This is a genomic window from uncultured Psychrosphaera sp. (assembly GCF_947500655.1).
Taxonomy (GTDB): Bacteria; Pseudomonadota; Gammaproteobacteria; order Enterobacterales; family Alteromonadaceae; genus Psychrosphaera.
This window is the reverse complement of the sequence record NZ_CANMSK010000010.1, coordinates 36,831-48,422: the sequence shown is the minus strand read 5'-3', so window position 1 is coordinate 48,422 and position 11,592 is coordinate 36,831. Positions and strand designations below refer to the sequence as shown.

The 11,592-nt window shown below is 37.1% G+C and carries 14 protein-coding genes; 7 read left to right on the top strand and 7 right to left on the bottom strand.

From position 1 onward, the window contains the following. Positions 1–23 precede the first annotated feature (23 nt). Positions 24–761 carry a dienelactone hydrolase family protein gene (locus Q0940_RS10030; protein ID WP_299267789.1) on the top strand — a complete coding sequence of 246 codons (738 nt, stop codon included), beginning with the start codon at positions 24–26 and terminating at the stop codon, positions 759–761. 4 nt (positions 762–765) lie between these two features. Here the strand turns inward: Q0940_RS10030 and Q0940_RS10025 are convergent, their stop codons facing one another. Continuing rightward, positions 766–960 carry a YwbE family protein gene (locus Q0940_RS10025; protein ID WP_299267787.1) on the bottom strand — a complete coding sequence of 65 codons (195 nt, stop codon included), beginning with the start codon at positions 958–960 and terminating at the stop codon, positions 766–768. Between the two features lie 321 nt (positions 961–1,281). Between Q0940_RS10025 and Q0940_RS10020 the strand changes: the two genes are divergently transcribed. The 6 genes from Q0940_RS10020 (at position 1,282) to Q0940_RS09995 (ending at position 4,492) form a co-directional block, all read left to right on the top strand. Beyond that, entirely contained in the window at positions 1,282–1,494 is a 213-nt protein-coding gene (locus Q0940_RS10020; protein ID WP_105052973.1) for a cold-shock protein, read from the top strand. Between the two features lie 135 nt (positions 1,495–1,629). Then, positions 1,630–2,562, top strand: a complete 933-nt coding sequence (locus tag Q0940_RS10015; protein ID WP_299267778.1) for a M14 family metallocarboxypeptidase — start codon at positions 1,630–1,632, stop codon at positions 2,560–2,562. Between the two features lies 1 nt (position 2,563). Beyond that, entirely contained in the window at positions 2,564–3,229 is a 666-nt protein-coding gene (locus Q0940_RS10010) for a DsbA family oxidoreductase (protein WP_299267774.1), read from the top strand. Positions 3,230–3,237: 8 nt separating this feature from the next. Beyond that, positions 3,238–3,585: a HopJ type III effector protein gene (locus Q0940_RS10005; RefSeq protein ID WP_299267771.1), complete on the top strand. Its 348-nt coding sequence runs from the start codon at positions 3,238–3,240 to the stop codon at positions 3,583–3,585. Between the two features lie 212 nt (positions 3,586–3,797). Next, the gene (locus tag Q0940_RS10000) at positions 3,798–4,037 is read left to right on the top strand and encodes a PspC domain-containing protein (protein WP_299267769.1); all 240 of its coding nucleotides are present in this window, start codon (positions 3,798–3,800) and stop codon (positions 4,035–4,037) included. A 74-nt stretch (positions 4,038–4,111) separates the two neighbouring features. Beyond that, complete coding sequence (locus Q0940_RS09995) at positions 4,112–4,492, top strand: hypothetical protein (RefSeq protein ID WP_299267766.1); 381 nt, start codon at positions 4,112–4,114, stop codon at positions 4,490–4,492. 119 nt (positions 4,493–4,611) lie between these two features. On the opposite strand, the gene Q0940_RS09990 is transcribed toward Q0940_RS09995, so the two are convergent. The 6 genes from Q0940_RS09990 to miaB all read right to left on the bottom strand — a co-directional run bounded on the left by Q0940_RS09990 (position 4,612) and on the right by miaB (position 11,518). Beyond that, on the bottom strand, positions 4,612–5,664 hold the full coding sequence (locus Q0940_RS09990) for an aldo/keto reductase (protein ID WP_299267764.1): 1,053 nt from the start codon (positions 5,662–5,664) through the stop codon (positions 4,612–4,614). A 225-nt stretch (positions 5,665–5,889) separates the two neighbouring features. After that, on the bottom strand, positions 5,890–7,497 hold the full coding sequence (gene lnt / locus Q0940_RS09985) for an apolipoprotein N-acyltransferase (protein WP_299267762.1): 1,608 nt from the start codon (positions 7,495–7,497) through the stop codon (positions 5,890–5,892). 47 nt (positions 7,498–7,544) lie between these two features. Beyond that, positions 7,545–8,420, bottom strand: a complete 876-nt coding sequence (locus tag Q0940_RS09980) for a transporter associated domain-containing protein (RefSeq protein WP_299267760.1) — start codon at positions 8,418–8,420, stop codon at positions 7,545–7,547. Between the two features lie 70 nt (positions 8,421–8,490). Further along, positions 8,491–8,955: an rRNA maturation RNase YbeY gene (gene ybeY, locus Q0940_RS09975; protein WP_299267757.1), complete on the bottom strand. Its 465-nt coding sequence runs from the start codon at positions 8,953–8,955 to the stop codon at positions 8,491–8,493. Next, on the bottom strand, positions 8,948–10,057 hold the full coding sequence (locus tag Q0940_RS09970; protein WP_299267754.1) for a PhoH family protein: 1,110 nt from the start codon (positions 10,055–10,057) through the stop codon (positions 8,948–8,950). Before Q0940_RS09970 ends, ybeY begins: the two co-directional genes overlap by 8 nt. Positions 10,058–10,087: 30 nt before the next feature. After that, entirely contained in the window at positions 10,088–11,518 is a 1,431-nt protein-coding gene (gene miaB / locus Q0940_RS09965; protein WP_299267751.1) for a tRNA (N6-isopentenyl adenosine(37)-C2)-methylthiotransferase MiaB, read from the bottom strand. Positions 11,519–11,592: the final 74 nt, after the last annotated feature.

Here is an 11,592-nt window from a genome sequence, read left to right as displayed (position 1 = left end):
CACCTCAAAATAAAGAAAACAATATGATCATCACAAGTCAGCTTCATGATATTCCAACGCCAACTGGTTTAATGCGCACTAAGGTGTATAAACCAGAAGAACAGGGCACCTATCCTGCGATTATATTTTACTCAGAAATATTTCAATTAACCGCACCAATACAAAGAAGTGCGGCAATAATGGCAGGTCATGGTTTTGTGGTGTTAGTACCAGAAGTGTTTCATGAGCTTAATCCAATCGGCACTGTATTAGGTTATGACGACGCAGGTAAAGACAAAGGCAATGCTGATAAATGGACGAAACCGTTAGAACATCATGACAGTGACACACAAGCGTTAGTCGACTTTGTAGCAACTCAGTCTTATTGCAGCGGTAGAATGGGAGCTATGGGTGTTTGTATTGGTGGCCATTTGGCTTATCGTGCAGCGTTAAATGAAAACATATTAGCCGCAAGTTGTTTGTATGCAACAGATATCCATTCTGATACCTTACCTTGTGAAAAAGGTAATGACAGTTTTACCCGAACTAAAGACATAAAAGCTGAACTACAAATGATCTGGGGTAAACAAGACCCTCATGTACCAGATGAAGGGCGTATGAAAATACATTTGAACTTGATTGCCAGTGGAAACTCATTTACATGGCATGAATTTAACGCCCAACATGCATTTATGCGTGATGAAGGCGATAGATATGATCCCGCATTAGCACTACGAGTATACGGTATGGTAGTTGAATTTTTTCATCGCAACTTAAGCTAATATTTTAGCTTAAGATCTCTTTTACACGACCAACTTCACCGCTATCTAATCGCACTTTAATTCCATGTGGGTGATTAGGGCTGTTGGTCAATATTTTATCTACAACCCCTTTTGTTAACTCACCTGAGCGTTGATCTTGTTTTTGCACAATGTTAACTTCTAAACCAATTTGTATATTTGCTCTGTTATTTCCACTCATATTTTATATCTTAATCTTTTATCATGATTATTAATTACGTCTATAATAGCGTGTTTGCGGCGCGTGCTGTAAATAAAATTTACAGCAAATGTGGTTGGTTAAAAAATAAGCGCTTGTGGTTGATGAAAGTTATGCTATGATGCATTTGCCTTATAGAGGCTATATTATTTTGTTACCCGCTTTATGTTATATAAATTTTAATCAGTGCGTTGTTATTTGATTGTAGATTTCATCATAAGCTCTAATCAATTAAGTAAAATCTAAAAGGCTCAATCGGTGAATACTCATCGTAATTAAAATTTATATTATAAGGTTACAAACATGTCAAAAACTACTGGCGTTGTTAAATGGTTTAACGAAGAGAAAGGTTTCGGATTTTTAACTCAAGACGAAGGCGGTAAAGACGTATTCGTTCATTTCCGTTCAATCGCTTCTGAAGGTTTCAAAACTTTAAAAGACGGCCAACGTGTTGAATTTGAAGTTGAAGACGGACAAAAAGGTCCTCAAGCTGCTAATGTAGTAGTACTTGATTAATTAGTTCTCAACTAATTAAATAATAAGAAGCTCGGTTTACCGGGCTTTTTTTGTGCCTGCATTTTGTTACAATGCGTAATCTAATTGCTATCTGTAATTATCAATTCACCTATCATTTGAATATCTGAGGCATTAATGACGACTGAACAAAGTTATAAAATTGGAACTCCAGGCCAGCCTTGGGGTAATGCAGAAAAGTCAGCTTGGTTTCAAGCCCAAACCGTAAAGCGTTCATATCAATCCCAAGTCGTTTCTAAAATAAAATCCATCCATCAGTCTTTATCTGAGTTACTTGACCTGAAACGTTATGGTGCATTGTCTTACGATAGTGAGGCTTATGAGTTGTGGTTATTCAGATCGAAACAGTGGCAACAAGATAAACCAACGATTTTAGTAACCGGTGGCGTGCATGGTTACGAAACCAGTGGAGTGTTTGGCGCATTACGTTTTGTAGAAACGGAATTAGTAAAATACTCAGATCATTTTAACTTTATAGTAGCACCATGCATTAGCCCTTGGGGGTATGAAACGATTAATCGTTGGAATCCAAATGCGGTTGATCCAAATCGTTCGTTTTATAAAGATGGCCCAGCTGAAGAATCAAAAAATATAATGGACTACGTATTAGGCTTGAATATAGAGTTATTAGCCCACATTGATTTACATGAAACCACAGATACAGACAACTCTGAGTTTAGACCGGCTTTAGCCGCAAGAGATGCCATCCCACAGAAATCTTGGAATATTCCAGATGGGTTTTACGGCGTAGGTGATTCATTAAAACCTCAGCCAGAGTTTCAAAAAGCTATTATCGATTCGGTTTCTAAGGTGACACACATTGCACCAGCGGATGAGAGTAACAAGCTGATTGGTTCAGACTTAGCTCAATTCGGTGTTATTAATTATCCAACCAAAGAGCTAGGCTTGTGCGCTGGTTTTACTGACGCTGAATATGTATCAACCACAGAAGTATACCCGGACAGTCCTAAGTCGGATGCTGAAAATTGCATTATTGCTCAAGTTGCTGCGGTGACTGGCGGATTAAACTATTTAGTAGGGAAAAAGTAATATGACTAACTCTCAACCACAATTGCGCATTGATATTGTCTCTGATGTTGTTTGCCCTTGGTGTATTATAGGTTTTAAACAGTTAGAACAAGCTCTAGCGGACTCGGGGTTAGAGGCTGACATTCATTGGCAGCCGTTTCAGTTAAACCCGCAGATGGGCCCTGAAGGGCAAGAACTTAGAGAACACGTTATTGAAAAATACGGTGTTAGCGTAGAAGAAAGTGTTAGCACCAGAGAACGTATCGTCGACATAGCTAAGCCGCTAGGTTTTGACATTAACTTCACTGATGACTCTCGTATTTATAATACGTTTAACGCTCATAAATTATTACATTGGGCTGAACAAAAAGGTGTGCAACACCAGCTTAAACTTGCATTGTTTTCTGCTTATTTCACGGATGGCGTTAATGTAAGCGACACTGAGAAATTACTGAATGTTGTTGAGTCAGTTGGTTTAGATAAAGATGAAGCTATGCAAATTATAAAATCAGAACCAGTATCTGATGAAGTGAATAAAATTGCGCAGTTTTGGACATCTCAAGGTATTTCAGGCGTACCAGCTATGATATTTAACCAAAAACATTTAGTGACTGGTGCACAAGGAACAGAGAACTACACATCGATTCTAAAACAAATCACGTCTTTAGAACAAGCCGATCAAGAATAGAGTAACTTATGAATTTAGATCAATTACTTGATAAATTAAATACTGAACCAAGCACCATCGATTTTAATGACGTTATGCAAGTAATTGATACTAATTACAATTACACACCAGCTAACTTTAAAAATGGTGATGTAAATAATCTAGCTGGGACAAATGAAGGTTCCTGTAAAATATTTTCTTTTGCTCAACTGCATAAATTAAATGAGTCGCAAACATTGGCATGTTTTGGTGATTATTACCGTACCGATGTACTGCTTAATATAGACGGAAGTGATCATGGGAATATCCGAAACTTTATAAAAACAGGTTGGAACGGTATTCATTTTGATTCCAAAGTGTTAACGACAGCGAATTAATTAATTTAAATTGAGTTAAAAGTAAAAAAATATAGGTGAACATTTTCTGAACATCGGTTATGTTATCTAAAGTAAGTATTTAAATGTTGTTATTGTGGAAGATAGCGTCAATACTAACTCAGTGGTAAAAGGTTATTTATGTAAATTATATAATAAACCTAACACTTGTTGCCTATGTATGGCACTAATGAAGTTTTAACAAGGAGAGTTAAGTGGAAAGAAAAAAACGATTTTCAATTGGTCACAACCCAATTTTATTAGGGTTTTGTGATGGTATTGCCAATTATTTTGCTACTAACGTATGGGTAATAAGATTGCTAACCTTTGTCAGTTTTTATCTTGTTACCGGTAGTTTAATAATGAATTTTCTTTTATATGTATTAATTGCCTTTTTTATGCCTAAATCTAAAGTTAAGTATCAAGTTGATAGTGAATTTAGAACTAAAAAGTAATTTACTGGAGCAGAATAATCCCTTTAATTGAGAAAATAAAAAAGATAGGCTGAAGTAAGAAGTAAATTAACAATATGAAATATGATATTGAAGTAAAAGATGCAGTAATTAAACTTTCTATGTTTGGTTCATTTAATCTCGATATTACTAGAACGATAACGAAAAAGCTCAGAGCCATAATTGAAGAATTGAATAACCAACCGTTTTATATTTTGGTTGACTTATCAACAGTAGAAGGTGGTACTCCAGATGGTTTTGAACAAGGCCGCCAATTCAACCTTTGGTTAGATAGTCAGAATTTAAAAGCCAAAGCAATTATATGTACCTCTCCATTATTTAAACATATCAGTGAGTCTAGAGTTCGAACCTCTGATATACAACTTATAGAATACTTTGACAACGAAACTGACGCACGTAGATGGTTTGAAAAATTATCATTGGAAAATGTGAGTTAATAGCGGATCCGAAATTTAGCGTTAATAGTTTAAAGGCTTTCTGTTAATTACATGGTTATTAATCACGTAATTAACCAAAAGCACTCCAAATATCATCTTAATGTATTTACACGATATGACTAAAACGGTGCCGGGTATAGTTTTAATATCTTAGACACTGCATCAGTAGTCTCTGGCGATAACTCTAAGTCAAAAGCGTTAATATTCTCTTCTAACTGTGCAAGACTCGTCGCACCTATTATGGTGGAAGTGACGCCATCTACATTATCACACCACTTAAGAGCTAGTTGGGCTGTGGTTATGCCAGCATTTTTAGCAATTTTTTCATATTCTTTAATTGCTAATTCACTTTGTTCTGTATTTCTAAACAAGCCATTTCTTTGTGAGATTGTCCAGCGGCTGCCTTCAGGTCTTGCCCCATTCAAATACTTACCAGATAACATGCCACCGGCAAGAGGTGACCAAGGTAAAAATGCAATATCTTCATGTACACAATTTTCAATTAAATAAGGCCAGTCTTTATTGTGCAATAAATTAAACTCATTTTGGATAGACACCATTTTAGGTAACGAATGTTTATCGCTGAGTTTTAAGTATTCATTTATACCCCAAGTGGTATCGTCAGAGAGACCACAGTGAAGAATTTTACCAGCATCAACACACAGTTTAATCGCTTGTAAAATCTCTAACATTTCTGCTGACTCTTGCTTACGGTCCACATTAGTAAAGTTAATATCATTTGGACTATGTTTTGCAAAGTGTGGAGAGGTTCTATTTGGCCAATGTAGTTGGTATAAATCTATGTGATCTGTTTGTAGACGTTTAAGTGACGCGTCAACCGATTTGATCACGGCTTCACCCGTGATCTTTCCAGCATCGCGGATATAAGGTAATCCAGGCCCTGCTATTTTTGACGCTAGTACAATATCGTTACGCTTTTGCTTATTAGCGCTTATCCAATTACCGATATGACGTTCTGTGTCACCGTATTTTTCACCAGATGGCGGTACTGGGTATACCTCGGCAGTATCAATAAAGTTAATGCCTTTTGCCAGAGCAAAGTCTATTTGTTGATTGGCTTCTTGTTGGTTATTTTGTAAGCCCCAGGTCATCGAGCCTAAACATACTCGAGAAACATCAATATTACTGCTACCTAGTTTTGAATACTTCATAAGTGCCATCCATTAAATATTTATTATTTGATTTCGGTTTAATTGGTAAAAGTTAATTTAGGGGGAACCCCTATCGCTTAAACTATTAATTACTGGATAATACATATCAACCGAGCAGGATGCTCAGTGTTGTAATTGTTATTCCTTTGACCCAACTTTGAGTTGGGTTTTTTTTTGTTTTTTATTTCACATTTTTTTCGGTCATTTTAGCGAACAATTTTATTGCTAGGATATCTTTTTCTTTCTGCTAATAATAAGAAATCCACAGAGTAAAACAATAAATACTAACGTGGTTAAATTACCAAAGCGTTTATAAAACGAATGAGACTCAGATAACGCCAATTTGTAAGTTAATACATCCGCAACATCTTGCTTTATTGATGATGCTATATTCCCTTGTGCATCTATTACCGCTGTAACGCCGTTATTGGTAACTCTAACCACAGGCATAGCAAACTCAAGTGCTCGCATCTGAGCAATCTCTAAATGCTGCCAAGGACCATGTGAGTCGCCAAACCAAGCATCGTTACTTAATGTCAGTATAAAGTCAGTGTCGTTAGTTAAGTTCGCATTTATTTGTTTTGGAAAGGCGATTTCAAAACAAATGGCTGGTGCTATATTAAATCCATTAGCAATTAAATTATCTTGTTGATAATCGCCTCGGTTAAAAGAAGAAAAGGGCAGGTCAAAGATTGGTGCTAGCTTTCTTAATAGGCTTTCAAACGGGACAAACTCACCAAATGGCAGTAAATGATGTTTACTATATCGATTAGAGTTTAAGTACTGGTAATCGCCAATTGTGTCTTGTGTATTTTTTTTACCTAGAGCAATAACATTATTAAACGCATATGTTGTCACTTTTTGATAATCAACTATGCCTGTTATCAGCGCTGTATTTGAATCTAGCGCTCTTTTATCTATGTCAGTTAAGAATCTGTTGGCGGATGACTCTATGCGGGGAACTGCCGCCTCAGGCCAAATGATAAGGTCTGAAGAATCAAAGTGTGGGGAGCTCAATTCATAATACTTAAGCATGGTTGGCCTTTCATTTTCAGGCTGCCATTTCATACTTTGAGTTATATTGCCTTGCACTAATGCTAAATCAACATGTTTGTTATTATTTTCATTCCATTGGTAATAGGTTAACAAATGGCCAGAGATAAAAATAATTACTATGGCTGAAAGAGCAAGTGTTTGTGGCTTGCTTATAGCTTTAGATTGTTTTGATGACGGATCCTCAGATTTTATTTTGAACGACGTTAGTTGCAACGAAATCAGTATTAAGCAAACAACTAACATCACAATCACTTGTAAACCAAATTCACCAACAATAGGCACATAACCGGACAAACTACTGGTTAATTGGCTGTAACCTATGGATAACCACGGAAATCCAGTAAATATAACTGATCTTAGGTATTCAACGGCAAGCCAAATAGGCGCAATAATAAGCACGCTAAACTTAGACTGAGATTTATGGAATAACCAGCTAACTAACGCAGGGTATACAGCCATGTAAGAAGCCAGCATAAGCATAAGCAGTAATGAAAATATTAGAGGAAGGCCACCAAAATCAGAAATAGCATTATGTACCCAGCTTAGGCCAAAGCTAAACCAACCTAGACCAAAAACAAAACCATATTTAGCAGCTTGCTTGGCATCTGGAGAATTTAAACTTGCTATAAGCAATACTGGAAACGTGATGAACGGAATAAACCAGATATGAAACGGACTATAACTAAGCGTTAATAACCCACCTAATAGGAACAGTAGTAAATTAGGTAAGCTGACGCTGAATATTGGATTAGATGAATTAAAAAAGGATTGGATCATTAATCGCCAATCCTTTTTTAGTGTATCAATCATTTGATTTGAAAAGCTTATGACTCACTTCCTTCTTCATCAAACTTTGGAACGGTCACGGTAATCTGCTGAATACGACGAGTATCGGCAGTATGGATCTTAAATATAAGTCCATCAATTTCCACTTCTTCACCTTTTTCAGGCATGTGACCAAATTGATGTAACACAATTCCGCCAATGGTATCGGCTTCGTCTTTGTTATATTCACTGTTGAAAAATGTATTAAATTCGTCAAGCTCAGTTAACGCTTGTACCATAAATACATGTTTGGAGACTTTACGTATGTTATCGGTTTGATTTTCTTCTAAATCAAATTCGTCTTCAATTTCACCAACAATCAGTTCAAGAATATCTTCAATGGTTACTAGACCAGAAACACCACCGTATTCATCCACAACAACCGCCATATGATAACGGTTTTGTCTAAATTCTTTTAATAAACTATCAACACGTTTACTTTCTGGAACAACAACGATAGGACGTAATAAGTCTTTGATGATAATTTCTTTGTCTCGGTCTATTAGCAATTTAAGTAAATCTTTTGCTAATAAAATACCTTCAACGTGATCTTTATCTTCGGCAACGATAGGGAATCGAGAGTGACCAGATTCAATCATAGCTGGAATGAATTTTTCTGGACCATCTGTTAAATCTAAGGTGATCATCTGTGAACGTGGGATCATAATGTCTCGTATACGAAGATCTGCAATCTCTAATACACCATCAATCATGTTCTTAGTGTTCTGATCTATTAAGTCGTTTTGTGCAGCGATGGCTAATACATCTACTACATCTTCCTTAGTCTGTGGCTCATCATTAAATATTTGGCTAATTTTATCTAACCAACCTTTGCTTGATGAACCGTTGCTACTATGGGGGCTGTCGTCGCTCATTCTTTTTAGAATGCTCCTGTGTTGCTAAAAATAAGTAGTGGTTGAAATTTGTTCACACCACAATGTTTGATTATTGATCGTTATAGGGATTAGGGAAACCCATTTTTTGTAATATTTCTATTTCCAAAGCTTCCATCTCTTGTGCTTCTTCATCTTCAATATGGTCGTAGCCCAATAAATGCAAGCATCCATGTAGCAACATGTGTGCCCAATGAGCGTCAAATGTTTTATTTTGCTCTTGAGATTCTCGATTAACCACTTGCGCACAAATCACTAAATCGCCGAGTAATGGAAACTCCATTTCCTCAGTAATATAAGCCGGCACTTCAGATGGAAATGATAATACATTTGTTGGTTTTTCTTTACCACGATATTGATGATTAAGCGCTTGGCTTTCATTTTCGTCAACAATACGGATAGTTAATTCTGAAACTTCTTGGAACTCAGGTAATAATTGCTGCAACCAGTCAAAACACTGTTTTTCTGATGGTATTTGTTGTTCAGTACTGGCATTTTGATAATCAAGTTTAATCATTACTCGTGTTGCCTTGTTCTGGACTTGTGTTGTTTGTAGCAGATATGTCGCTTTTTAACTTATCAGCTTCTTGTTTATATGCAGCTTCTTTAATCGCTTTGTCTCGTCTTAATACTTCTTCGTGACGTTCATAGGCCATAACTACTTTGGCTACAACTGGATGACGTACAATGTCGTCAGCACGGAAAAAGTTAAAACTAATATCGTCAATGTCAGCTAATACTTCAATGCTGTGGCGTAAACCAGAACGAGCACCACGAGGTAAATCCACTTGGGTAATATCGCCTGTAATAACCGCTTTAGAATTAAAGCCAATACGGGTTAAAAACATTTTCATTTGTTCGACCGTAGTATTTTGGCTTTCATCCAAAATAATAAAGGCGTCGTTTAATGTTCTACCACGCATATAAGCAAGTGGGGCGACTTCAATAACATTACGTTCAATTAAACGTTCTACTTTTTCAAAACCTAACATTTCAAATAGGGCGTCATATAATGGACGTAAATAAGGGTCTATTTTTTGACTTAAATCCCCTGGTAAAAAACCAAGTTTTTCACCCGCTTCAACAGCCGGACGCGTTAACATAATGCGTTTAACTTCTTGACGTTCCAATGCATCAACCGCACAAGCTACCGCTAAATAGGTTTTTCCTGTACCTGCAGGACCAATACCAAAGGCAATATCGTTATTTAAGATATTGGCCACATAGTCTTGTTGGTTTGGATTGCGCGGTTTGATATTACCTTTGCGCGTGCGCACCACAATATCATTACTGAATTGTTCGTCACTTTGGTCAAGCAGCTTTGAGCCTTGAATGGCTAAATGCACTTGATCTGGAATTAACTCATTAGCTTTAACTTGATTTGGTATTTTAGGATCTGGTTGCGTATCAACGTACAGAGAACGAATAACATCTGCCGCTGCAACCGAATTTATAGGTTTGCCCACAATCTTAAATTGATTACCTTGGTAGGTGATCTCAACTCCCATACGACGTTCAATATGTTTTAAATTGTCATCGTACGGGCCTATTAACGAGGCTAATCTGTCTTTGTTAGCCGGCTCTAAAAATATTTCAGTTGTCGTTAATTTGTTAGACAAGGTCAATCCTTAAAATAGTGTTGTCGAGAATTAAGGCGTAAATGTCGCTACACCAAGTTCATCTTGATTAGCCAGACGTTTAGCCAAAATCTCAGCTGGTGATACTTCTTGACGTAAGCCCATTTCATCTTCGCCACGAATAAACTCAGCACGTAATGAGTTGGTGTAAACATCAACAACTTTAACATCGGCAAAGCCACCAATTAACGTATGAGGACCTTCAAAGTTAACTACTCGGTTATTTTCCGTACGACCACGTAGTTCCATTGGGTTTTTAATTGATGGGCCTTCAACCAATATACGTTGTTCAGTGTTTAACATTGAACGAGATATTTGCAGAGCTTGATGGGTGATCAAGTTTTGCAGCTCGTGCAAACGCTCTTTCTTTTCTGGCTCTTGCACATCATCAGGTAAATCTGCCGCTGGCGTACCAGGGCGGGCACTGTAGATAAAGCTAAAGCTGAGATCAAAGCCTATATCAGAAATTAACTTCATTGTTTTAGCATGATCGTCAGCTGTTTCACCAGGGAAGCCAATGATGAAGTCACTAGACATAGAAATGTTTGGACGAACTTTACGTAATTTACGAATTTGAGACTTATATTCAATTGCCGTATGGCCACGTTTCATTTGAGTAAGAATACGATCAGAGCCTGACTGTACTGGCAAATGTAAATGGTCAACTAATTCAGGTACGTCTTGATACGCTTCTATAATGTCATCAGTAAATTCAACAGGGTGCGACGTGGTATAACGAATACGGTCAATACCATCAATCGCAGCAACCATTCTTAATAGTTCACTAAAATGACAAATTTCACCGTCATGAGTATCGCCACGGAATGCATTCACATTTTGGCCTAATAGATTTACTTCACGTACGCCTTGCTCAGCAAGTTGCGCAATTTCATATAATACATCGTCAACTGGTCGTGAAACTTCTTCACCACGGGTGTAAGGCACTACACAGAAAGTACAATATTTACTGCAACCTTCCATGATAGAAACAAATGCACTTGGGCCATCAGATGTTGGCTGTGGTAAACGGTCAAACTTTTCAATCTCTGGAAAAGAGATATCGATAACTGAACCGCCTTTACCGCTTTGAACTTGATCAATCATTTCCGGTAAACGGTGTAATGTTTGTGGACCAAAAACCATATCAACATATGGTGCACGTTCGCGAATGTGTTGACCTTCTTGTGAAGCAACACAACCACCAACACCAATTACTAAATTAGGTTTGTCTTTCTTTAAGTTTTTCCAACGCCCTAGCTGGTGAAATACTTTTTCTTGCGCTTTTTCACGAATAGAGCAAGTATTTAGGAGGATAACGTCGGCATCTTCAGCTTGATCGGTAAACTCGTAACCATGACTGTCATCCAAAAGATCGGCCATCTTTTGCGAGTCATACTCGTTCATTTGGCAGCCCCAGGTTTTAATATGTAATTTTTTAGTCATGGTTTTCTCTATACTTACTTCTATTGTACAAACGCATACGCGTAAAACGTGTTGGGAAACCCCAAAATGGCGCG